The organism is Nocardiopsis sp. CNZ308, assembly GCF_004217075.1.
Genome location: NZ_SHKJ01000001.1, coordinates 4,621,360 through 4,643,666, shown reverse-complemented (window position 1 = coordinate 4,643,666; position 22,307 = coordinate 4,621,360). Strand labels below are relative to the sequence as shown.

Genomic DNA, 22,307 nt, shown 5'->3' with positions numbered 1-22,307 from the left:
CGGTCCGTGCCCCTCCCTCCGTTTCTCTTCTCTACTCTTCGGCTCGTTGTGGCTGGCGGGCGTTGCGGAAGGACGCGAACCTGGTGCCGGGGTCGCCGCCGGGTCCGGGTGTGGCCGGACCGGCGGAGAGCTGGTCGGGCTCCTCCCGCAGCGCCGCGGCGAGGGTCTGGCCGCGCCGCCGCCGGGGCAGCCCGGAGGCGGCGCGGGCGGGCGCGGGGGCGGTGCCGGGCCCCGGGGCCGCCGTACCGGCCCCGGGGCCCGGTCCCGCGGCGGGCGCGGGAGCGGGCCCCGCGGAGCGCCGGGGGTGGTGCCCGGCGCGCGGGCCGCCGGGGGCGGGCTGGGACTCGGTGACCAGGTGCGGCGGGACGAGGACGACGACGCCGACGCCGCCGCGGGCCGAGGGGCGGAAGCTGACGCCGAGCGCGTGCTTGTGGGCGAGGCGGCCCACGACCGCCAGACCCGTGCGGGTGCCGCGCAGCGTGGACAGGTCGCGGGGCTCGGTGACCAGGCTCTCGGCGAGCCTGCGCTCGCGCACGCGCATACCCAGTCCGCTGTCCTCGACGGTGACGGACAGGCCGGTGTCCTCCTCCTGGACGTAGACGTGCACCTCGGTGCCGTGGGCGGAGAAGTTGGCGGCGTTGTCCATGAGTTCGGCCAGGGCCTGCATGACGCCCTCGGCGGCGTGCCCGGCGATGGAGGCGGTGCTGGTGTTGTGCAGGCGCACGCGGCGGTAGGCGCTGATGCGGCCCATGGCACCGCGCAGGATGCTCTCCATGACGATGGGCCGGGTCCAGCGGCGGCCCGAGCGGCCCCCGGCCAGGACGACGAGGCCGTCGGCGAGGCGGCCCGTGCGGGAGACGCCGTGGTCGATGTCCAGGAGGTCGCCGAAGACGCCGGGGCTGTCGCCGTAGCGGTCCTGGAGTTCGCGGAGCCTGGCCAGCAGGGAGGTCAGGTGGGCCTGGATGCGGGCGCCGGAGGCGGCGGCGGTCTCCATGGCCGAGGCGGAGCGGCGGGCGGCGGCCAACAGCTCCTCCAGCGTGTGCGCGCGCAGGCGGGCGAGGGCGTCGTGGACGGGGGGCAGTTCCTCCCGCAGGGCCTCGGCGGCGCCGACGCGGTCCTCGCGCACGCGGGCGACCATGAGCGGCAGGCCGACGCGGTCGAGGTCGGCGATCTGCTCCTCCAGCGCGGTGCGCCGGGCGAGGGCGTCGGCGGCGCGCACGCGCGCGGTGTCGAGTTCTGCGGTGACGGCGTGGGTGAGCCGGTGCAGCGCGACGTGGCGGGGCTGGGGGTGCTCGGCGAGGACCTCGCGCGCGGTGCGGCCCGCGCGCAGGCCCTCGGTGAGGGCGGGCAGGAGCTGGTCCACCAGGTGCTCGGCCTCGCGTTCGAGGGCCTGGGCGGTGGCGTCGACCCGGGTGCCGCGCTCGCGCGCGGCGCGGGCCGCGGCGGCCTGGTGCGCCGCCGAGGTGACGGCGGCGCACAGGGCGGCTCCGGCCGCGCCGACGGCCAGGGCCACGCTCTGGCGGGCGTCGGGGTGGGCCGTGGCGACCGCCCAGGACCAGGCCGGGACCGCCAGCGCGGTCACGGCGAACAGGGCGGCCAGGGCCTGTCGTCCGGGGCGCGGTGGCCGCCGTTGTCGGTCGGACGGGTGAAATGGCATGGGCGGGTTCCTCGCGGGGCAATCGTGCGAAGGGAGCGGGGCCGTGCCCGGTCCCGTCGCCCGGTCTCCGGGCAGGGGAGGTCCACCCGGTTTTCCCCCGGGGAATTCGAGGGCGGACGGAAATCACCGTAGACCACGGGCGAAAGGCACGTGGGCTTTCTCGCGAGGAACCCCGGTCAGACGGCGGAGAAGTGCGGCATCCCACTTTTTCCGCTCTTCTTAAATCTGACATACCCCTGCATTGCGCGCTTTTCGCACGGATGCTCGGTTCAGGCGAAAAGGAGGAAGACCGCGAGGACCACCGCCAGGAAGACCAGCGTGCCGACCGCGGAGTGGCGCCGGGAGGCGGCGCCCGCGTCGGCGGCGCGCGCGGGCAGGCCGGGCCAGCACAGCACCGCGACCGCGGCGGCCCCCGCGCTCAGGGCCACGTCCAGGTACCAGACCGCCACGGGGAAGGACGCCCACGTGGTCAGCAGCAGCGAGAGCACCAGGAAGAAGAGGGTGTGGGCCGTCCGGTTCAGCACGTCCCAGCGGTCCGCGAAGCGGAACCTGCCCCGGTCGCGGATCCGCAGGAGGACGTCGGCCGCGCTCACGACGCAGATGCCGTTGAGGAACGCGGCCCCCGCGTAGGTCAGCACATCCGTCACGTTCATCGGGCGTCCTCCCCCGTCAGCAGCTCCAGGACGGGGGCTTCCAGTCCGGTGGTCGTGTTGCCGAAGGCCAGCACCGCGCGCCCGCCCTCCCGGTCCAGGGCGACCATGGAGGCGAAGCCCCCGGTGCCGCCGTTGTGCCAGGTGACCTCGGTGCCGCCGTGCTCCTGCGTGATCCAGGCGAACCCGATCCGGCCGTCACTTCCGCCGTCCCAGCGCGGTTCCAGGGCCGCCGCTCCCGGCGCGGTGCCCTCCAGCAGCGCCCCGGCGAAGAGCGCCATGTCAGCGGGGGTGGAGCGCACGCCTCCGGTGGGTGCGTAGGCGCGGGCCAGCCAGGGGCCGGCCACGCGCCCCCTGTCGGTGTAGCCCCGGGTCGCGTCCTCGGACAGGTCGTTCCCGGACGCGGGCAGGGTCGTGTCGTCCATCCCCAGGGGGTCGAGCAGCCGCTCGCGCAGGAGGGTGGCGTAGTCGGTCCCGGCGGCGTCGGCCAGGGCGTGGCCCAGGATCGCGGTGCCCATGTTGGAGTAGTGGGACTCGCCGCGGTCGGACAGCTCCGCCGCGGCCACCTGCGCGACCAGGGTGTCGTAGTCGTAGGGGTAGGGGTCGTTGCCCAGGTAGACGGCCACCGTCGAGACCGCCACGTCGGACACGCGGGTGGAGAGCCGGGGCAGCCCGGAGCGGTGGCTGGTCAGCTCGGCCAGGGTGACGTCGGCGGCGGGGGCGCCGTCCAGCTCGACCAGCTCCCCGAGCCGGGTGTCGGCGGTGACCTCGCCGCGTTCGATGGCCTCGGCGAGCAGCATCCCGGTCATGCCCTTGGTGACCGAGCCGATCTCGTAGTCGGTGCCGTCGTCGGCGCCGAAGTGGGCGAAGCTCACACGTCCGCCGTCGACCTCGACGACGCTGACGCGGTCGCGCACGCCCTCGGACAGCAGCGGGCGCGCCCGGTCGAGGAGTCCGGGGTCCCCGGACTCCTCGGCGGACAGGGCGGGTGTGTGCGGCCGTGCGGCGGTTCCGAGCACGACGACCAGGACGGCCGCCGCGCAGGCGAGCGCGACGGTTCCCCTTCTGACTCTCACGGAGCACTCCTTGCTAAGGCGCTCCCCCGGTCGCCGTGAGGATGACGAGCAGGGGGACGACGCGTTCCGGTGGAATGACGTAGTGGCCGCGCCGGACGGTGGTGAGCCACCCGGCGGCGGCGAGCAGGTTGACGTGGTGGTAGATCTGGCCGGTCGTACCGAAGTCGGAGCGCTCGGCCAGGGCGGCGACGGTCCCGGTGCCCCTCCAGACCGCGTGCAGCAGCTGGAGCCGGACGGGGTTGCCCAGGGCGTCGAGGCTGGCGGCGTGGCGGGCCCAGTCGGACTCCTCCAGGCGCTCGACGGGCAGCCCCTGCTGCCACTCCAGCGCGTCCTCCTCCCCCTCGCCGCCGCGGACGACCCCCGCGAAGACCACGCCGCCGTGTCCGGTGACGCGCTCCCGCAGGGCGTTGAGCGCGAAGAACACGTCTCCGAGCGCCTCCGCCCGGGGTGTCTCGGTCGCGCGTTCGCCGGCCGCCTCCAGGGCGCTGACCCGCGCCTCCAGCTCGGCCAGGCGCTCCTCCGTCGTCCTGTCCACCACGCCTCCACCTTACATGTTTTTCCGTAATTACGTACTTTTAGATTACCAGGTCCGTGAGCTTTGCCCGATCCGTAGGAACGGGTGGGGTGTCGCTGACCCGCGGGGTCGGATGATGAAGACAAGGCGCGCGGATCGCGCATCCGCAAGAGGGACACCCGAGCGGCCGTTCCCACGTCCCGGACCGCGCAGAGGCCAGCGGGGACGGCCGGGAAGGATCCGGAACATGCGAACGCAGGCAGCCAACGGCTGGCAGTTCTTCGTCGCGACACTGCTGATCGTCATCGGGGCGGTCAACGTCATCCAGGGGCTGGTGGCGCTCCTGACCCCCGAGTTCTACGCCGCGACGAGCACGGAGGTGCTCCTGTTGGGGTACACCTCCTGGGGCGTACTGCTCGGCCTGTGGGGGGCGGTGCTGATCGTCGCCGGTCTGGCCGTGCTGTCCCGCAGCACGTGGGCCCGGGGCTTCGCCCTGATCCTCGCCTCGGTGAACGCCATCGCCCAACTGGGCTTCGTCATGGCGATGCCGCTGTGGTCGATGGTGGCCATCGCCGTGGACCTGCTGGTGATCTACGGCCTGACCGCCGGCTGGCCCGATCGCGAGCGTGAGTCCAGGCGCACCGAACACCACGAGGGCGCCTACCAGAGCGGGTACAACGCCGCCCACGCGGCGCCCAGGCCCGCGCAGTCGCCGGAGGGGAGCACCGGCTCGCCGCAGCAGACGGCCGGGCCGCAGCAGACCACCGGGCAGAACTACTGAGAGCCCCTCCCGGGCCGCCCCCGTTCCCCAGGACGGGGGCGGTTTCGCGTGCCCGCGCCCGTGCGCGGCCGGTGGTGGAACCGTGGTCGGACCGGGGGGAGGTCCCCTTCGCGCGCCCGGGGGAGGCCGCCGCGGACACGGCTGGGGGCGGTGGCCTCGGCCACCGCCCCCAGCGGGTCGGTCACTCCCCCGCGGAGCGCCTCAGTCCTCGCCCCCGCCCTCGTCCTCGGTGAGGTAGTTGGCCAGGAACCCGAGGACCCCGAAGGCCGCCGCGGCCGCGACCGCGGGGACGAACAACAGGTCCGAGGTGGTCGTGACCCAGTCCGGCCGCCGCGCGATGACCCCGGCCAGCTGACCGGCGACGAGCAGGACGCCGAGGAGGAAGCAGACGACGAGGCCCAGCTTGAACAGGGTGCGCACCACGAGGAGGGCGCGGGATCTGATGGTGGTCATGTTCAGCCTCCGAAGACCGGTAGGACGCCCCAACCGATGAGGCAGCCGATCAGGAAGATCGGGATCATGTAGTAGACGATCAGCGGCAGGAAGGTGCTCTCGGGCCGGGCGCCCGTCAGTCCGGCCGCCACGAAGATCGACCCGGACGCGGGCGGCGAGGCCCCCTCGGTGGAGGCGAACACCAGGATGGCGATCACCGCCAGGAGCGGGTCGATCCCCACGCCCACCAGCGCCAGGAAGGAGATCTGCCCGACCGCGGTGAGGGTGGCCGTGGAGGAGAGCGGCCCGGCGACCAGGGCGATCACCAGTCCGACGGCCACCACCAGCAGGACGCGGTTGACCGGCAGGTTCTCCAGCAGGGTGTTGACGTCCTCCGCCAGCCCGAGGCGGGCCAGGATCTCGCTGGCCGCGATGGCGAAGAACAGCAGGGCCCCGATGGTGGCGAACTTGGGCAGGGCGCCGTCGAGCAGGGCCGACCAGTCCCGCGGGGTCCGGGGCAGGCGGTCACGCCCGGCGACGAGGGAGAACGCGATGATCAGGATCGGGATCCAGATCAGCAGAGAGATCTCCCCCATGGCCTCGCCGAGCGGGGTGGAGTTCTCCAGGTAGTCGGCCAGGGGCCCCGCCGTGACCACGATCGGGATGAGCGCGCCCAGGAAGATGGTCAGGGCTCCCGCGCCCTGCCGCAGGGACTCGCGCAGGGGCATCAGGTCGGTCGCGTCGGCCCGGGGGATGCCGTCCCTGCGCACGAAGTACGCGATCAGGGCGAACCTGAGCAGGATCTGGTACGCCCCGGCCGCGAGCAGGCCCATGTAGACCTGGCCGGTGCTGACCATGCCCCCGGCGAAGCCGATCATGATGACCATGGAGGCGCTGGGGGGCAGGGCCGCGCCCATCCCCCCGTTGCCGGCCATCACCGTGGCGGCGCGGGTGGGGGACCACCCCGTGCGCACCATCCAGGGGCCGGTGAAGGAGCCGCTGGAGGCGGTGTTGGCGGAGTTGGACCCGGACAGGGCGCCGAAGACCGCGGAACCGGCCGTGTCGATGAAGGCGGGGCCGCCGCGGACGCGCCCGAAGAGGGAGTTCAGGATGGCCAGGATCCGCTGGATCAGGCCCGTGACGTCGATCAGGTAGGCCATGAACACGAAGGCCAGGGCCGCGTAGAGCACCTCGTGGGTGAGGGCGTCGACCAGCCCCCGCAGCAGGTACGCGGGCGCCTGCGCCCCGGCGAACAGCGCGGTGACAATCAGTCCGAGCAGCATCGCCTCGCCCATGTTCCTTTTGAACACGACGTTCCAGACGATGATCACGGCGATGAAGGCCGCCAGGGCTAGGAGTGCGATGGGCATGGGTGGACCTTCGGGAGGGGAGTCGGGGAGTGGTGGCGGCCGGGTGCGTCGGGGGACCGATCCGGCCGGGGGTCGGTGGGGCGGGCGCTCACCGGCGTTCCGCCCGGATGGTGGCGCGGCGGCGCTCCTCCTCCGCGACGACCTCACGGGCCGCGCTCAGGGTCTGCTCCGCCTCCAGGCGGGGGACGAAGAACACCCCGTCGCCGTCGGCGACCACGATGTCCCCGGTGGAGCAGACCGCGCCGCCCACCGAGACCGTCCGGCCCACGTGCCCGGGGCCGTCCTTGTAGGGTCCGGCGGGCGAGATCCCGGCCGCCCAGACGGGGAAGCCCAGGTCGCGGAGTTCGTCGGCGTCCCGGACCGCGCCGTCGACCACCATGCCGCGCACGCCCCGGTTGAGGGCGCGTTCGGCGATGAGCTCGCCCAGCAGGGCGCGTGAGGTGTCGCCCCCGCCGTCCACGACCAGGACGTCCCCCGGCCGCGCGAGGGTCAGAGCCCGGTGCAGGGCGCGGTTGTCGCCGGGGCGGGTCAGGACGGTGAGCGCCCGTCCGGTGACGCTCGCCCCGGGCCAGACCGGGCGGACGCGCGAGGAGACGAAGCCCAACCGGTCGCGGCCGTCGCCGATGGCTGCGGTGGGGACACCGGCGTAGGCGTCGGCCAGCTCGCGCGCGTCCTCCCCGCCCGAGCGCGCCAGGAACAGGTGGCGGTCGGCGGCCCCGGTGCTCACCGGCGCCTCGACGCCCAGTTCACCGAGGAGTTCGACGCTGGAGCGGAGTTCGTGCGCCCTGCGCAGGGCGTGCAGGCGCGTGCCCTTGTCCAGGCGCTCCAGCGCTGAGGTGCCGTCGGCGAGCGCGTCGGCGACCTGTGTGCGCATCCACGCCTCCTCCCCCGCGGCCCTCCCGGCGTCCACGGCCTCGGTGATCAGGGCTCCCAGGCCCTTCATGAAGACGCTGCGCAGCAGCTTGCGCCGTGACGCGGCCCCGACCTCGCCGCCGACGGGCTCGGCGTCGGAGCCCACCGCCCGGAGCAGCCGAGCGGCGGCCTCGGAGGCGGGGCCGGAGAGCAGGACGTTGACCTCGGCACCGTACCTGAGCACCGAACCGATGATCGCACCGTCCACGACCTGGGCGGATTCCCCCAGGGCCGCCTCCACCTCGGTCTTGGTCGCCGGGGCGGCGGCGTTGAGGTCCACGTACACCGCGTCCCGGCGCAGCACCGGCCGTGCGTCCTCGGCCGCGGTCACCGCGTACGCGGCCGTGGTGAGGCTGAGGACCAGGTCGGCGTCGGCGACCGCCTCGCCGGTCGAGGCGGCCCGCGCCACCCCCTCGGGCGTCCGCGCCTCCGGCGAGGGGTCGTAGCCGACGGTCTGCCAACCGGCGGCCGCGAACGCGCCGGCGTAGATGACACCGGCTTCTCCGAGCCCGAGCACCGCGACCTTCATGATCCCACCTTCTATCATTGAGTGATAGTTCCTGTTGTCTGTTGATAGTGAGTGTGACCTGCGACGCTTCGCGGTGTCAACCTGCCGGAAACCCGTCCGCTACGTTGAGGGGAGGGCGGCGCTGCGCGCATCGCCTTGGGGACGGGCACATCGGCCCCCTCCCGGGACAGGGCGAACGACGACGGAAGGGCGGGCGAGGGCACGGATGGGAGCGACGGCTGGGGGTGGCAACCAGGGGCGCACCCTGGACCGGGCTCTGGACGTGCTGGAGTGCCTGGAGCGGGCGCGCGGCCCCCTGCGGCTCAGCGACATCGCGCGGGAGAGCGGGCTCCACCTCGCCACGACGCAGCGCACCGTCAACCAGCTCGTACGGCGCGGATACGTCCAGCAGGAGCGCCTGGGCTACTCGCTCGGGCCGGTGGTGCTGTCCCTGGCGCACTCCTTCGTCGTCAACGACCGCCTCTGCAGCGTCGCGACGCCGATCCTCACCGAACTGTCGGCCACGACCGGTCTGACCTCGTCGGTCTACGTGCGCTCGGGACAGGAGCGCATCCTCATCGCGCGCGTGGACGGAGCCGACCCGCTGCGCTACCAGTTCCCCATCGGGCGCCGGGTGCCCCTCTACATCGGCGGCGGCAAGGTGCTGCTCAGCGACTGGGACGACCAGGAGCTCGACGCCTACCTCGCCGACCACGCCGAGGTGCGCCTGGCCTCGGGCAGGACCCAGGACGCCGCCGACCTCCGGGCGCAGATCGAGCGGATCCGGGAGGTCGGCTACCACCTCGCCGAGTCCGAGCGGGAGCCCGGCGCCCTCAGCCTGACCCGGCTGCTGTACGACTCCGAGGGCGAGACCCTGGGCGCCGTCAACCTGGTGACCACCAGCGACAGGACCAGCCCCGAGGAGCTGCTGTCCCAGCTTCCGGAGCTGTCACGGGGCGCCAACGCCATCGGGGTGCGCGCCTGAGCCGTCGCCCGCCGGGGCCGGGCGGCCGCGCTCGGGTCCCGGCCGGACAGGTTCCGGGCATGGACGACGACTGGCGGGCGGACCGGATCGGGAGCGCGCTGCGGGGCGCCAACCCCACCGTGCTGCGGCGTCTGGACGCGGGCTTCGCGGTGATCGGGGACGTCCAGTTCCTGCCGGGGTACTCCGTGCTGCTCACGGACCGCCCGGAGGCGGGGAGGCTGACGGAGCTGCCCCGACCCGAACGGCTGGCGTTCCTGTCCGGCATGGAACGGCTCGGTGAGGCGGTCGAGCTGGTCTGCCGACGCCGCGACCCGGCGTTCCGGCGGGTCAACCTGGAGATCCTGGGCAACACCGATGCGTTCCTGCACGCGCACGTGTGGCCGCGGTTCGACTGGGAGCCGCCCGACCTGGTGGGCAGACCGGTGTGGCTCCACCCGCGGGACGGGTGGACCGACCCGCGGCACGCGCTCGGCCCGCGGCACGACGTGCTGCGCGAGGCGATCGGCGCCGAACTGGACCGCCTGCGGGAGGCCGACTGACCGGACCCGGGGTCAGTCGCGGTACAGCTCCGCCAGGGCGTCGGCGTGGCGCTCCCGGACGATCCGGCGCCGGAGCTTGAGCGAGGGGGTCAGCTCACCGGTGTCCGGGCCCCACTCGCCCGGAAGCAGCCGGTGGCGCCTGACCCCCTCCGCGCGGCTGAAGCGGGCGTTGGCCGCCGCGACCGCGCGTTCGGCCTCCGCCGCCACCTCGGGGTGGGCGACCAGCGCCTCCCAGTCCCCGCCGGTGTCGATGCCCCGGGCGGCCGCCCACACCGGCAGCGTCTCGCGGTCGGGCACCAGCAGCGCCACCAGGTAGGGCCTGCGGTCTCCGTGCACGTAGGCCTGGCCGACGATCGGGTGCTCCTTGAGGGCGTTCTCCACCGGCGCGGGCGCGACGTTCTTGCCCTGGGAGGTGACGATGAGCTCCTTCTTGCGGTCGGTGATCCACAGGTAGCCGTCCTCGTCGAGGCGGCCGACGTCGCCGGTGGCGAACCACCCCCCGGCGTCGGTGGCCCGGCGCACCGAACCGTCCGGCTGGAGGTAGCCGCCGAAGACCGACTCCCCCCGCAGCCACACCTCGCCGTCCTCGGCCACCCGCACCCGCACGCTCGCGATGGGGCGGCCGACCGAACCCAGCCGGAACCCGGTGGCGGGGCTGTTGACGGTGGCCACGCCCACGGACTCGGTGAGTCCCCAGGCGTCCATGACCACCACCCCGAACCCGGCCCAGAACCGCACCACGTCCAGCGGCATCGGCGCGGAGGCGCTGGAGGCCCAGCTCACCCGGTCCAGGCCGACCTCGGCCAGAAGGGGCAGCAGGGTCCCGGCCCGGGCCCGCTCGAAGCGTTCCCCGAGTTCGGCGGGCACCTCCTCGCCGCGTTCGCGGTGGGCGACGTGCTCGGCGGCCACGGCCATGGCCGCGTCCACGGCGGCGCGCGTCTCCTCGGGCATGCGGGCGAGCCCCGCGCGCAGGGCGGAGGCGAACTTCTCCCACACGCGGGGAACCCCGAAGAACTGGGGCGGGCGCACGTGCCGCAGGACCCCGGGCAGGTCCCGGAGGCTTCCGCACATCCACACGTGGGAGGCGCGAAAGACCGGCAGGTAGAGGCCGAGCATGCGTTCGGCGATGTGGGCCAGGGGCAGGTAGCACACGTGGTCGGGGTGCTCGGGGAGGACGACGGCCGCGTCCAGGGCGGTGGCGTTGGCGAGCATGTCGCGGTGCGTGATGGCCACGCCCTTGGGGTCCCCGGTGGTACCGGAGGTGTAGACGACGGTGAGCAGGTCGTCGGGGGTGAGGTCGCGCCAGCGTTCGGAGGCCGTCCCGGCGGGGGTGCCCTCCAGGAGGGCGTAGTCGGTGTGGCCGCGATCGGGGTCGGCCCCGTCCACGACGACCAGCGCGGCGAGGGGCACCTCGGGATCGGCGAGCAGGTCCTCCCACGCGGCGGCGGCCGCGGTGTCCCCCACCACGGCGAGGCGGGCGCGGCTGTGCCGGACGATGTGGGCGACCTGTTCGGAGGCGGCGGTGTCGTAGACCGTGGTGGGAACGGCGCCCGCGTGGACGAGGGCGAGGTCGGACAGCCAGTGTTCGGGGCGGTTGCCCATCATCAGCAGGACGTGGTCGCCGGGTCCGACGCCCAGGGCGGCGTAGCCCTCGGCGAGCGCGGCGACGCGGTCGCGCACCCGCGACCAGGTCAGGGTGGTCCAGTCGCCGTCCGGCGCGCGCCAGGACAGGGCGGGCGCGTCGGGATGGTCGGCGGCGTTGCGGGCGAGCAGGCTCGGAAGGGTCCGTCCGGTGGGGGGCATGGGCGCTCCTGGGTCCGGGATCTCCGTGCACGGCCGACGGGGGTGTCGGGTGCACTCATCCCTACCCAGGAACGGGTGCCCGCTCCGGGCGCCGAGGGGTCGGCGGCCCGGAGCGGGGCCGGACTCAGCGCTTGCGCGGGTGCAGGTGGCTGGTGACGGCCAGCCGGTTGTAGAGGTTCATCATGGCGATGCCCGCGATGAGCGCGGCCAGCTCCTGGTCCTCGAAGTGCTCGGCGGCGCCGTCGTAGGCCTCGTCGGACACCCCGTGCTCGCCCAGGCGGGTGATCTCGTCGGTGAGCGCCAGAGCGGCCCGCTCGGCGTCGGTGAAGATCTCACCGGCCTCGTACCAGGCGGACACCAGGAAGAGCCGCTGCTGGGACTCCCCCGCCTCCAGGGCGCGCTGGGTGTGCAGGTCGATGCAGAAGGAGCACCCGTTGAGCACCGAGGCGCGCAGCTTGACCAGTTCCAGCAGGGCGCCGTCCAGGTGCCCGGAGATGGCCTTGTCGATCTCGTCCAGCTTGCTGTAGACCTCGGGAAGCTTCTTCGCCCAGATCACGCGTTCTTTCGCCACGGGGGCCGCCCTCCTCGTCGAACACTTCCACCGTCCCGGCCGGGACCCGGACCACAACGCTACCAACGGGGTCCGGGCGCTGCGGGGCCGAGGTCGAAAACGGAGACGGAAGGCCAGGTTAAGGTGGTTTCGTGTGGTTTTTGGCTTTCCGCAAGCCAATCCGAGACATCAGAGCACAGAATTTCCCCTGTTTCTATCTCACCGTTTTCCCAGCGGACATAGAGCGCAGGCCAACGGCCAGACCGAGGGGCTTGGGACCAACCTTCAAGCGGTGACGCTCACGTCATCTTTCAGAAGGTCTTGGCTTTAATGCTTTTGAGAGCCGAGGACGTCTGATCGCGCTCACGCCAGCCCGAGGGGGTTTTGAACCCCAATCCGAGGGGGTTTTGAAGCCCGATCCGAGGGGGTTTTGAAGCCCGATCCGAGGGGGTTTTGAAGCCCGGCCGTCTGGTGGTTGAAGGTGTGCGGTGCTGCCTTCCCCGGACACGGCGGGGTACAAACGGAAAACACCAGTGCTGGGTAGGGGTGTGGGGGGTGGCCGTAGGTCCCAGGCTCCCTGCCCGGACGGAGGGGGTCTTCTCCAGTGCTGGGGACCGCGCGATGCGCGCATCGGTTGTCCAGGGGGTGAGCGCATCGCGTGCTTCGCCCCGGTTCTCCAGTGCCGCGGTCGAGGGCACGTCCGCGAAGTGCGTGATAAGCGGCTTAGCCACCGCTCCACGCTGTGGGAACCGTTTCCAGTCCCCGGCCGCTGGGGGCGGTACGAACGCGCACGTCCGCGCCCTCCAGAACACAGGGGGTTAAAGGGAGGTATTACCTGCGACCTGGAGCGGAGGGGGGTTTGCAGCTCAACCACAGGCAGGTAGTCACGGATCAGGTCACCGCCCTCCCGCACCACCACTGAGCCCGAAACCCCATGCCCCAACGCGACAGCCACCACCGGTGCGCTGAAAACCAGGGCCGTGCCGTGGCCCGGGTTCGTCGGTCACCGCAAGCAGGAGGCGTGGTGCAGGCACACCCGCGACCACAGAAAACACAAAGAGACAACAGAAGAAAGAAGACCGTGGCTGAGGCCGCGCGTACGCGCATGGTCTGTGGCGCGGGTTCCGCGTACGTACAGGGTCTGTGGCTGAGGCCGCGCACACGTACAGGGCCTGTGGCTGAGGTACCGCGTACCTACAAGGCATGTGGCCAGGGCATCGGCACGGGTTCCGCGCACCCGCACGGCCCGTGGCTCAGGTTCCGCGTACCTACAGGGCCTGTGGCTGAGGCCCCGCACACGTACAGGGCCTGTGGCTGAGGCCCCGCACACGTACAGGGTCTGTGGCGAGGCTCTGCTGCACGCTCTACAACCCCCTGTGTTCTGGAGGGCGCGGACGTGCGCGTTCGTACCGCCCCCAGCGGCCGGGGACTGGAAACGGTTCCCACAGCGTGGAGCGGTGGCTAAGCCGCTTATCACGCACTTCGCGGACGTGCCCTCGACCGCGGCACTGGAGAACCGGGGCGAAGCACGCGATGCGCTCACCCCCTGGACAACCGATGCGCGCATCGCGCGGTCCCCAGCACTGGAGAAGACCCCCTCCGTCCGAGCGGGGAGCCTGGGACCTACGGCCACCCCCCACACCCCTACCCAGCACTGGTGTTTTCCGTTTGTACCCCGCCGTGTCCGGGGAAGGCAGCACCGCGCACCTTCAACCACCAGACGGCCAGGCTTCAAAACCCCCTGAGGTCGGGCTTCAAAACCCCCTCGGATTGGGGTTCAAAAGCCCCTGGGGCCGGGGTTCAAAACCCCCTCGGGCCGGGGTGAGCACGAACGGACCGGCCGGGGCGCCTTCCCCGACCGGTCCGCCCTCACGACGCGTCACTTCTCGGCGACGGGCTCCAGCACGAAGACCGGGATCTCGCGATCGGTCTTCTTCTGGTAGTCGGCGTAGTCCGGGAACGCCGCCACCGCGCGCTCCCACCAGACCGCCTTCTCCTCGCCCGTGACCTCACGGGCCACCATGTCCTGGTTCACGGTCCCGTCCCGCAGCTCCACGTGGGGCTCGGCCAGGACGTTGAAGTACCAGACGGGGTGCTTGGGCGCACCACCGAGCGAGGCGACGACGGCGTAACGCCCCTCGTGCTCCACCCGCATCAGCGGCGTCTTGCGCAGCTTCCCGCTCTTGGCCCCGCGCGTGGTGAGCAGGATGACCCGCATCCCGCGCAGGGTCATCCCCTCCCTCCCGCCGGACCGCTCGATCTGCTCGACCTGGTTGCGCACCCACTCCGTCGGACTCGGCTCGTACTCGCCTTCGAGCGGCATGGAATCGTCTCCCTCGTCATTGCTCGTCCTGCTGGCCGACACCACTGCCCACATCACTTCCCCGCGGGGCTCGTCCGTACCACGTCAGTCGGGGGTGCGGGCGTCGTGGGTGAGCAGCGCCAGCTGCACCCGCCCGGACAGGTCCAGCTTGGTCAGCGCGCTGGACACGTGCGCCTTCACGGTGCCCATCGACATGTACAGCCGCTCGGCGATCTCGGCGTTGGACAGCCCCGCGGTCACCGCCTCGGCCACCTCGCGCTCGCGTTCGGTGAGCAGCGCCAGCCGCTCCCGGGCGCGCTCACGGCGCGAGGGCGCCTCGGCGCGCTCCACCGGATCGGTCCCGGCCACCCGGTCCATGAGCGCGCGGGCCACGCCGGGCGAGAGGACCGGCTCGCCCGCCGACGCGCGGCGCACCGCCTCCACGATCCGCTCCGGGGCGGTGTGTTTGAGCAGGTACCCGGCGGCACCGGCCCGCAGCGCCCGCACCACGGTGGCGTCGGCGTCGAAGGTGGTGAGCACCAGGACCTGGGGCCCGTCCCCGTCGCCGCGCAGCGCCTCGGTCGCCGCGATCCCGTCCGTGCCGGGCATGCGCACGTCCATCAGCACCACGTCGGGGCGGTGCTCGGCCACCGCCGCGGGCACCTCGGCGCCGTCCCCGGCCTCGCCCACGACCTCGATGTCCCCGTCACCGCTGAGCATGATCCGCAGACCGGAGCGGACGAGGGGGTCGTCGTCCACGAGCAGGACGCGCACGGGAGTGTTCACGGGCACCACTATGGCACCTCCGTCGTCTCGGGCCAGGGCAGCGCGGCCAGCAGGCGGAACTCCCCTCCCCCGGGCCCGTGGCGCAGGGTTCCGCCGTCCAGTGCGACCCGCTCGGACAGGCCGGTCAGGCCCGCCCCGGCCCCGGGGATCTCGGCGGGCGCCACCCCCACCGGCAGCGGGTTGACCACCGACACCTCCAGGCCGCGACCGGGGGCACCGCTGATCCGCACGTCCACCCGGGCCCCGGGCGCGTGCTTGCGGGTGTTGGTCAGCCCCTCCTGGACCAGCCGGTAGGCGGTGCGGCGCACCTGGCCGGGCGGCTCGGCTCCTTCGGGAACGTCGTGGACGGACCGCACGCGCTGCCCCGCCCGGACCGCCTCCTCCACCAGACGGGTCACCCCGGCCAGGGCGGGCGGCTGGGGCGCGGCGGTGCCCGCGTGGTCGCCCTCCTCCCCCGGGGCGGTGTCGGCCGCGCGCAGCACCGACAGGACGCCGCCCAGTTCCTCCAGCGCCCGGTGGGCGTTGTCGCGGATGACGCGCACGGCCGCGCCGAGTTCGGCGTTCTCCAGCGGCGGCGCCTCGCCCCGCTCCGCGCGCTCGGTCCGGTAGGCGAGCGCACCGGCGTGCACCGACAGCAGCGACATGCGGTGGGCGACCACGTCGTGCATCTCGCGGGCGATGCGCTGGCGCTCCTCGGTCCGGGCGGCGGCCAGGCGCCGCCCCCGGTCCTCGCGTTCGCGCCGCACGTCCGCGCGCAGCCGCTCGATGAGCTGGCTCCGGGTCCGGATGGCCACGCCCCAGCCGATACTGCCCGAGAAGAGCAGTGTGGCGATGATCAGGACGACGACGCTGTCGCCGCGGGTGGGCGGGACCATGACGATCCAGGGCAGGCCCAGGATGAGGCTCGCCATCGCCGTCACCACGGCCTGCCGCCAGGGTCGGCGGACGGCGAGGTTGAACAGGGCGACGACCAGGGCCGCGGTCACCGAACTGGACACGCTCTGGACCAGGCACAGAAGGACGGCCACGCCCAGGGGGTGGCCGCGGCGCCACCACAGCGCGAGGCAGCCGACCGCGCCCAGGGCGAGGTCCGGGAGGACGAGCCAGGAGGGCACGTACGGGTGCAGGCCCACGCTGTAGGCCAGGACGTAGTAGGCCCACACCAGCCCGGCGACGAGGAAGAGCAGGGCGTCCGCCGCCCACCCCCGCGGGCCCCGGCGCTCCCCGGTCGCACTGCCGTCCGCGGCCGGTGTCGTGTCCACGTGGCTCCCCTCCCTCACGCCAAGGGTAGGACGGCCGCACCCGCGCCGCCTCGGCCGACGGGCCGCCGCACCGGCGCGGACCTGGCCGACCGGACAGGCGGCCGTGACCGTTCGGCGGATGCGCCCGGAACGGGGATCCGGGGAGGGTGGCGGTATGAGTGAGAACGCGCCCGCCCTGGAGATGGACGGGCTGACCAAGGTCTTCAACGGCACGACGGCGGCGGACGGGGTGAGCCTGTCCGTGCCGCGGGGAGCCATGCTCGGGCTGGTCGGCCCCAACGGGGCGGGCAAGACCACCTCGCTGTCCATGGCGGTGGGGCTGCTGCGTCCCGACGCCGGGACGGCCCGGGTGCTGGGCGTGGACGTGTGGGCGGACCCGGTCGGGGCCAAGCGCCTGCTCGGCGTGCTGCCCGACGGCCTGGCCCTGCCCGAGCGGCTGACCGGCGGGGAACTGCTGAACTACTGGGGGCAGCTGCGCGGACTGGGCCGGGAGGTGACGCGGGCGCGCGCCGAGGAGCTGCTGCGGGTGCTGGAGCTGGACCGGGCCGAGGGGGACGGGGTGCTGGTGGCGGAGTACTCCACCGGCATGCGCAAGAAGATCGGGCTGGCCACGGCGCTGCTGCACGCGCCCAAGGTCCTGGTCCTGGACGAGCCCTACGAGGCCGTGGACCCGGTCTCGGCGCGGGTGCTGACCGCGATCCTGCGCAGGTTCACCGACGGCGGCGGCACGGTGGTGATCTCCAGCCACGTGATGGCGCTGGTGGAGCAGCTGACCGACCGGGTGGCCATCATCGCCCGCGGCCGGGTGCTGGCCGACGGGGCGCTGGAGGAGGTGCGCGGCGTGGACACCACCCTGGAGGACACCTTCGTGCGGTTGGTGGGCGCACGCGAGATGGAGGAGGGTGAGCTGGCGTGGCTGGCCTCCTGATCCGGTTGAAGTTCACCCTGCTGCGGCACTCGGTGACGGGGATGCGGCTGTTCGGGATCGCCCTGGTCGTCGGCGGGACCGCGCTGACCTGGTACCTGGCGGTGGCGGCGGCCTCGGACGGAGTGCGCGCGGACCTGCTCTGCCTGGCGTTCGCGGTGTGGGCGGTGGGTTGGATGCTCGGCCCCACCGTCGCCAACGGCACGGGTGTGCTGCGCTCGCAGTACTTCGCGCTGCTGCCCCTGGACCGGCGCCGGGTGGGCGCCCTGCTGCTGGTGACGATGTTCGTGGACGTCGGTCCCGCCGTCACTCTGCTGGCGCTGGGCGCGCTCGTGTGGCACGCGCTGGCGCTGGACCCGTCCGCGCTGGTGGTGGCGGTGCCGGGGGTCCTGGTGCTGTGGGTGTTCGTGGTGACGCTGTCCCGGCTGGTGTTCCGGGCGCTGGGCGCGGCCATGCACTCGCGGCTGGGCATGGAGATCGCGTCGGTGCAGTGGGGGCTGATCCTGGCCGGGCTCTTCTTCGGGTGGATCGCGGTGCAGCCCGCGTTCCGGGCGACGCTGAGCCTGAGCGAGAACGGTCTGGGCGAGGGCGTGGTGGGCACCGTGCTGGCGGCGCTGCCGACCTCGTGGCCGGTGCTGGCCGTGCAGGCCGCCGCGGCCGGTTCCTGGCCCGCGGCCGCGGCCTGGCTGGGCGGGTTCGCCGTGCTCACGGCGGCGATGGTGACGGTGACCAGCGTGCTGCTGGCGCCCCGGGTCGAGGCGCGCGGGGTCCGGCGGCGCCGCGGCCCCGGGGGCGGTGCGCTCACGCGCCGGGCGTTCGCGCTGCTGCCGGACTCCCCGCTGGGCGCGGTGGTCGCCAGGGAGCTGCGCCAGTGGTGGCGCGACCCGTGGCGGGGACTGGAGCTGAGGGCGTCGCTGTGGGCGGCGCTGTTCATGGGCCTGATGGCCTGGCCCACCGACCTGTACGCGTTCTTCTCCCCGTTCGCGGGGGTGATCGCGGCCTTCGTCATGGCGCTGTCCACCTCGAACATGTACGGGCACGACGGCACGGCGCTGTGGCTGTCGGTGGTCGGCCAGGACCGGGACACGCTGCGCGCGGACGTGCGCGGCCGTCAGATCGCGATCCTGCTGCTGATCGCCCCGGCCGCGACCGCGTTGAGCGCGGTGTTCATCGCGGCCACCGGAGCCCACTGGGCGTGGCCGCTGGTGCTCACGGGGCTGGCGGCGTTCTTCGGTGTGGGCAGCGGGCTGGCTCTGCTGCTGTCGGTGGTGGCGCTCTCCCCCGGTGTGGACCCGCAGTTGCGGGTGGACGCCAACGACTCCGGCGACAACTCGGTGCAGGTGTGGATCGCGCTCGCGGCGCTGCCGGTGCTGTGCGCGCCCTCGGTGCTGGCCGCCGTGTTCCTGTCGCTGTGGGGTCTGCCGTGGCTGGCGGTGCCGGTGGGTGTGCTCAACGGGGGGTTCGTGGCCTGGTTGCTGGGCCGCGTCGCCTACCGGAGGCTGGAGGCGCGGCTGCCGGAGACCTTCACCCGGATCCGGTACGGCCGGGAGGTCGCGCTCCAGACCGTGCCGGAGCGCGGCGGCTGGCTGGACCGCCTGGAGCGCTCGGCGATCGAGGGCAACGCCGAGACCAAGCCCACGGGCTCCTGAGGGACCGGCGGCCGTGCGGCCCGGGACGGGGGCCGCGCGGCCGCCCTCTCGCGTGCGGGCCGCTCCTGTCGGGACCGTCCTCTCACCGGCGGGACGGACCTCCTGCCTCGTGGCGCGGTCCTCCCACCACGGGGGCCGCCCCCTCCCGGTGGGAACGGCCGTCCACCCCGCCGGTCCGGCCCCTCCTCCGGCGGCACCGGCGGCCCCACCGGCACCACGGGGCACCGCCCCCGCCGACCCCCACCGCCGGCGCGAGCCCGCACCCCGAGTGTGACTGGGTGCACTCAGTGCTTCGTTGCACTTGGTGCAACCACCTCCGTAACGTAGAGACGTGGACAATCAGCACGAACCGCCCCCACGCGACAGGCGTGAGGCACTGAAGTCGCGCCACCGCCGCGCCATCGTGGACTCGGCCACCGCGCTGATGACCGAGCGCGGGGACACCGGCTTCACCGTCGACCAGCTCTCCGAACGGGCCGACGTCTCCCGAAGAACCGTGTTCAACCACTTCAGGTCCCTGGACGACATCGTCCTGGAGGTGTTCGGCGAGATGCTGGAGGCGATCGTCGACAGCATCGAGGCCAACCTCCCCGCCGTCACCGGCGACCGGGCGGGCAACATGTTCGACGAGTTCGCGGCGGCGATCCGCCGGACCGACCTGGTCACCCCGGTCACCCGGCTCAAGCGCCTCCTCCGGCAGCAGGGGAACGAACCCGCCCCGAGCCAGGCCGCGCTGTTCGAGCGGGCCATCAACGACGTGAGCGTCCGCCTGGCGGCCATCATGACGCGCCGCCACCCGCACGCCGACCCGCTCGTGGTCGACCTCATGTGCGGCGCGGTCATCAGCGGCGGCACGATCACGGTCCAGCGCTGGGAACAGACCACCGGAGGGGTCGACAACGACGACTCCCGCCGGGTCTGGGCCGATCTGCTGGACCGCATGCTCGCCGTGACCCGTGACGGCTACGGGAACGCCGGATCACCCACCTCCTGAGCGCACACGCGCTCCCTCCCACCCACTCCGTTTGCAGGAACCATGGCTGAATTTCTCTACAGACTCGGGCGTGCGTGCGCACGTCGCGCCCGAACCGTCATCGCGGTCTGGCTGGCCCTCCTGGTGGCCTCCGGCACCGCCTTCTTCCTCTTCTCGGGTGAGCTGAAGGACAGTTTCTCCATCCCCGGGACGCCCACCGACGAGGTGGAGCAGCTCCTGTCGCAGGAGTTCTCCGGGATGGGCGGCGGCTCGGGCACCGTCGTCTACCAGACCGAGGATGGATCGGACTTCACCCCGGAACAGCGGGAGGCGATAGCCGACCGCGCCGAGCAGGCCGCCGGGCTCTCCGGCGTGGAGGACGTGATCGACCCGTTCGCCACCGAGGAGCAGCGCGCCGACCAGCAGCAGGAGCTGGAGGAGGGCCGCGACGAGCTGGAGAGCGGCCTGGAGGAGCTCGAAGCCGGTCAGGCCGAGCTCGACGCGGGCCGTGAGCAGGCCGAGGCCGCCGGGATGATCGACCAGGTCGGCCCCGGCCTCGACGCCGAACAGGTCGTGATCGACCAGAACCGCGAGGAGCTGGAGGCGGGCCTGGAGGAGCTGGAACGGGGCGAGGCCGCGCTGGAGATGGCCTCCGAGATCCGCTCGGTCTCCGAGGACGGCGACACCGCCCTGGTCCGCGTCGCCTTCACCGACAGCCAGACGGAGATCACCCCGGAGACCCGCGACGCCGTCATGGAGGTCTTCGAGAGCGACCCCGTGCCCGGCACCACGGTCGACTTCGGCAACGACATGGCCATGACCATGCCCTCCCTGGTCAGCACCGCCGAGGTGATCGGCGTGATCGTGGCCGGGGTGGTCCTGGTGGTCATGCTGGGCACCCTGGTGGGCGCGGGCCTGCCGATCCTGACGGCGCTCGTCGGCGTCGGTGTGGCCACCCTGATCGCGATGTCGCTGTCCGGGGTGCTGGAGATGGCCTCGGTGACACCGATCCTGGGTCTGATGCTGGGCCTGGCCGTCGGTATCGACTACGCGCTGTTCATCATCAACCGGCACCGCCGCCAGCTCAAGCAGGGCGTCGACGTCGGTGCCTCCATCGGCCTGGCCAACGGGACCGCGGGCAACGCCGTGGTCTTCGCGGGCACGACCGTGCTCATCGCGCTGCTGGGCCTGAACCTGACCGGGATCGGGTTCCTGGGCCTGATGGGCAGCGTGGCCGCCGTCTCCATCGCCATCGCCGTGTTCATCGCGATCACGCTCGTTCCGGCGCTGCTGTCGCTGGTGGGCGCGCGCATCCTGTCGCGCCGCGAGCGCGCCCGCCTCGCCGGGAGCGCCTCCGCCACCGACCAGGGCGCGCACGAGGCGGAACAGGTCAAGCCGATGTCGACCGGCCGCGCGCTGGCCCAGGCCGCCGTGGCCGTGATCGCCCTGGGCGTGGTCGCCCTGCCCGCGCTGGACCTGCGCCTGGGCATGCCCGACGGCTCCTCCGAGCCCACCGACTCCACCCAGCACCAGGCCTTCACCGCCGTGGAGGAGAACTTCGGCGCGGGGCAGAACGGCACGCTCCTGGTCGTGGCCGAGCTGACCGGAGGACCCGACGAGGAGTCCGCGGAGCGCAACGCCGAGGAGGAGCAGGCACTGGTCGCCGAGGAGATCTACTCCCACGACGACGTGGCGGCGGTGGCTCCCGTCGGCGTCTCCGAGGACCACACCCTGGCCATCTTCCAGGTCGTGCCCGTCGAGGGCCCGGCCAGCGCCTCCACCGAACAGCTCGTGCACACCCTCCGCGACATGGAGCCGATCGAGGGCACCGGCCCGCTGGGCGTCGCGGGCATGGCCAGCGGCAACATCGACATCTCCGAGACGCTGAGCGACGCGCTGCCGACCTACCTCGCGGTGGTCGTGGGCCTGTCCCTGGTGATCCTGCTGCTGGTGTTCCGGTCGATCTTCGTGCCGGTCGTGGCCACGCTCGGGTTCATCCTGTCCTTCTTCGCTGCGCTGGGCGGCGTGGTGGCCGTCTACCAGTGGGGCTGGCTGGGCGGCCTCTTCGGACTGGAGAACACCGGGCCGGTGCTGAACTTCCTGCCCACGCTGCTGGTCGGGATCCTGTTCGGCCTGGCCATGGACTACATGCTCTTCATCGGCACGGGCATGCGCGAGGCCTACGTGCACGGCTCGCCCTCACGGCTGGCCGTGGTGCAGGGCTTCCGGGCCGGACGCTCGGTGGTCACCGCCGCCGCGATCATCATGATCTCGGTGTTCGGCGGGTTCGTCTTCTCGCACAGCGTCATGATCAGCTCGATCGGCTTCGCGCTCGCCTTCGGCGTGCTCATCGACGCCTTCGTCGTGCGCATGGCGCTGATCCCCGCGCTGATGCACCTGGCGGGGAACGCCGCGTGGTGGCTGCCCGGGTGGCTCGACCGGATCCTGCCCGACATCGACGTGGAGGGCGCCTCCCTGGAGCGCCGCCACCCGCGCGGGCAGGCGGCCGGGACCGGCGGGGACACCGACGGCGGCGTGCCGACCGGCGACGCGTCGGCCGCCGGGGACACGCGTCCGCCCTCCCAGGAGGACGACGCGGACCGGGTGTCCTCCGAGCGGCGCTGAGGCGCACG

Annotated in this window: 19 protein-coding genes; 7 read left to right on the top strand and 12 right to left on the bottom strand. The window is 73.0% G+C overall.

The features are described from left to right. Positions 1-31: 31 nt before the first annotated feature. The 4 genes from EV372_RS20015 to EV372_RS20000 all read right to left on the bottom strand — a co-directional run bounded on the left by EV372_RS20015 (position 32) and on the right by EV372_RS20000 (position 3,918). Positions 32-1,657 (bottom strand): sensor histidine kinase, encoded by a 1,626-nt coding sequence (locus tag EV372_RS20015; RefSeq protein ID WP_486484004.1) that lies wholly within the window; start codon positions 1,655-1,657, stop codon positions 32-34. Positions 1,658-1,926: 269 nt separating this feature from the next. Next, positions 1,927-2,310 (bottom strand): hypothetical protein, encoded by a 384-nt coding sequence (locus tag EV372_RS20010; protein WP_130397236.1) that lies wholly within the window; start codon positions 2,308-2,310, stop codon positions 1,927-1,929. After that, complete coding sequence (locus EV372_RS20005) at positions 2,307-3,383, bottom strand: serine hydrolase domain-containing protein (protein WP_130397235.1); 1,077 nt, start codon at positions 3,381-3,383, stop codon at positions 2,307-2,309. The genes EV372_RS20010 and EV372_RS20005 overlap by 4 nt, the downstream gene beginning before the upstream one ends. A gap of 13 nt (positions 3,384-3,396) precedes the next feature. Continuing rightward, positions 3,397-3,918 (bottom strand): ArsR/SmtB family transcription factor, encoded by a 522-nt coding sequence (locus EV372_RS20000; protein WP_130397234.1) that lies wholly within the window; start codon positions 3,916-3,918, stop codon positions 3,397-3,399. Between the two features lie 226 nt (positions 3,919-4,144). Between EV372_RS20000 and EV372_RS19995 the strand changes: the two genes are divergently transcribed. Beyond that, a complete protein-coding gene (locus EV372_RS19995; protein ID WP_130397233.1) occupies positions 4,145-4,678 on the top strand; it encodes a DUF7144 family membrane protein in 534 nt (177 codons plus the stop codon). 201 nt (positions 4,679-4,879) lie between these two features. Here EV372_RS19995 and EV372_RS19990 read toward each other — a convergent pair whose 3' ends face one another. The 3 genes from EV372_RS19990 to EV372_RS19980 form a co-directional block, all read right to left on the bottom strand. Next, positions 4,880-5,131: a hypothetical protein gene (locus tag EV372_RS19990; protein ID WP_130397232.1), complete on the bottom strand. Its 252-nt coding sequence runs from the start codon at positions 5,129-5,131 to the stop codon at positions 4,880-4,882. A 2-nt stretch (positions 5,132-5,133) separates the two neighbouring features. Continuing rightward, on the bottom strand, positions 5,134-6,480 hold the full coding sequence (locus EV372_RS19985; protein WP_130397231.1) for a TRAP transporter large permease subunit: 1,347 nt from the start codon (positions 6,478-6,480) through the stop codon (positions 5,134-5,136). Between the two features lie 88 nt (positions 6,481-6,568). Then, positions 6,569-7,921, bottom strand: a complete 1,353-nt coding sequence (locus EV372_RS19980; RefSeq protein ID WP_130397230.1) for an RraA family protein — start codon at positions 7,919-7,921, stop codon at positions 6,569-6,571. Positions 7,922-8,126: 205 nt separating this feature from the next. Here EV372_RS19980 and EV372_RS19975 point away from each other — a divergent pair, with 205 nt between their 5' ends. Further along, positions 8,127-8,885: an IclR family transcriptional regulator gene (locus tag EV372_RS19975; RefSeq protein ID WP_130397229.1), complete on the top strand. Its 759-nt coding sequence runs from the start codon at positions 8,127-8,129 to the stop codon at positions 8,883-8,885. Positions 8,886-8,944: 59 nt separating this feature from the next. Continuing rightward, positions 8,945-9,424: a diadenosine tetraphosphate hydrolase gene (locus tag EV372_RS19970; protein WP_130397228.1), complete on the top strand. Its 480-nt coding sequence runs from the start codon at positions 8,945-8,947 to the stop codon at positions 9,422-9,424. A 12-nt stretch (positions 9,425-9,436) separates the two neighbouring features. Here the strand turns inward: EV372_RS19970 and EV372_RS19965 are convergent, their stop codons facing one another. The 5 genes from EV372_RS19965 to EV372_RS19935 all read right to left on the bottom strand — a co-directional run bounded on the left by EV372_RS19965 (position 9,437) and on the right by EV372_RS19935 (position 16,127). Further along, on the bottom strand, positions 9,437-11,227 hold the full coding sequence (locus EV372_RS19965) for an AMP-dependent synthetase/ligase (protein WP_130397227.1): 1,791 nt from the start codon (positions 11,225-11,227) through the stop codon (positions 9,437-9,439). A gap of 124 nt (positions 11,228-11,351) precedes the next feature. Then, positions 11,352-11,798 carry a carboxymuconolactone decarboxylase family protein gene (locus tag EV372_RS19960; protein WP_130397226.1) on the bottom strand — a complete coding sequence of 149 codons (447 nt, stop codon included), beginning with the start codon at positions 11,796-11,798 and terminating at the stop codon, positions 11,352-11,354. A gap of 1,858 nt (positions 11,799-13,656) precedes the next feature. Beyond that, complete coding sequence (locus tag EV372_RS19945) at positions 13,657-14,100, bottom strand: nitroreductase family deazaflavin-dependent oxidoreductase (protein WP_013152174.1); 444 nt, start codon at positions 14,098-14,100, stop codon at positions 13,657-13,659. A gap of 84 nt (positions 14,101-14,184) precedes the next feature. Further along, positions 14,185-14,874 (bottom strand): response regulator transcription factor, encoded by a 690-nt coding sequence (locus EV372_RS19940; RefSeq protein ID WP_197044283.1) that lies wholly within the window; start codon positions 14,872-14,874, stop codon positions 14,185-14,187. After that, on the bottom strand, positions 14,874-16,127 hold the full coding sequence (locus EV372_RS19935) for a histidine kinase (protein WP_130397222.1): 1,254 nt from the start codon (positions 16,125-16,127) through the stop codon (positions 14,874-14,876). The genes EV372_RS19940 and EV372_RS19935 overlap by 1 nt, the downstream gene beginning before the upstream one ends. 154 nt (positions 16,128-16,281) lie before the next feature. On the opposite strand from EV372_RS19935, the gene EV372_RS19930 reads away from it, so the two are divergent. The 4 genes from EV372_RS19930 (at position 16,282) to EV372_RS19915 (ending at position 22,299) form a co-directional block, all read left to right on the top strand. Further along, complete coding sequence (locus tag EV372_RS19930) at positions 16,282-17,055, top strand: ABC transporter ATP-binding protein (RefSeq protein ID WP_019610370.1); 774 nt, start codon at positions 16,282-16,284, stop codon at positions 17,053-17,055. Next, a complete protein-coding gene (locus tag EV372_RS19925; RefSeq protein ID WP_130397221.1) occupies positions 17,040-18,701 on the top strand; it encodes a hypothetical protein in 1,662 nt (553 codons plus the stop codon). Before EV372_RS19930 ends, EV372_RS19925 begins: the two co-directional genes overlap by 16 nt. A 331-nt stretch (positions 18,702-19,032) precedes the next feature. Then, entirely contained in the window at positions 19,033-19,695 is a 663-nt protein-coding gene (locus tag EV372_RS19920) for a TetR/AcrR family transcriptional regulator (protein ID WP_130397220.1), read from the top strand. 42 nt (positions 19,696-19,737) lie between these two features. After that, entirely contained in the window at positions 19,738-22,299 is a 2,562-nt protein-coding gene (locus tag EV372_RS19915; protein WP_130397219.1) for an MMPL family transporter, read from the top strand. The last annotated feature ends 8 nt before the right edge of the window (positions 22,300-22,307 follow it).

Excerpts from the sequence above, each read along its gene's own strand:
- EV372_RS19975 (WP_130397229.1), top strand. The coding sequence starts at position 8,127 with ATGGGAGCGACGGCTGGGGGTGGCAACCAGGGGCGCACCCTGGACCGG.
- EV372_RS19915 (WP_130397219.1), top strand. The coding sequence starts at position 19,738 with ATGGCTGAATTTCTCTACAGACTCGGGCGTGCGTGCGCACGTCGCGCC.
- EV372_RS19985 (WP_130397231.1), bottom strand. The coding sequence starts at position 6,480 with ATGCCCATCGCACTCCTAGCCCTGGCGGCCTTCATCGCCGTGATCATC.
- EV372_RS20015 (WP_486484004.1), bottom strand. The coding sequence starts at position 1,657 with ATGCCATTTCACCCGTCCGACCGACAACGGCGGCCACCGCGCCCCGGA.
- EV372_RS19970 (WP_130397228.1), top strand. The coding sequence starts at position 8,945 with ATGGACGACGACTGGCGGGCGGACCGGATCGGGAGCGCGCTGCGGGGC.
- EV372_RS19930 (WP_019610370.1), top strand. The coding sequence starts at position 16,282 with ATGAGTGAGAACGCGCCCGCCCTGGAGATGGACGGGCTGACCAAGGTC.
- EV372_RS19965 (WP_130397227.1), bottom strand. The coding sequence starts at position 11,227 with ATGCCCCCCACCGGACGGACCCTTCCGAGCCTGCTCGCCCGCAACGCC.
- EV372_RS19945 (WP_013152174.1), bottom strand. The coding sequence starts at position 14,100 with ATGCCGCTCGAAGGCGAGTACGAGCCGAGTCCGACGGAGTGGGTGCGC.
- EV372_RS20010 (WP_130397236.1), bottom strand. The coding sequence starts at position 2,310 with ATGAACGTGACGGATGTGCTGACCTACGCGGGGGCCGCGTTCCTCAAC.
- EV372_RS19980 (WP_130397230.1), bottom strand. The coding sequence starts at position 7,921 with ATGAAGGTCGCGGTGCTCGGGCTCGGAGAAGCCGGTGTCATCTACGCC.
- EV372_RS19990 (WP_130397232.1), bottom strand. The coding sequence starts at position 5,131 with ATGACCACCATCAGATCCCGCGCCCTCCTCGTGGTGCGCACCCTGTTC.
- EV372_RS19995 (WP_130397233.1), top strand. The coding sequence starts at position 4,145 with ATGCGAACGCAGGCAGCCAACGGCTGGCAGTTCTTCGTCGCGACACTG.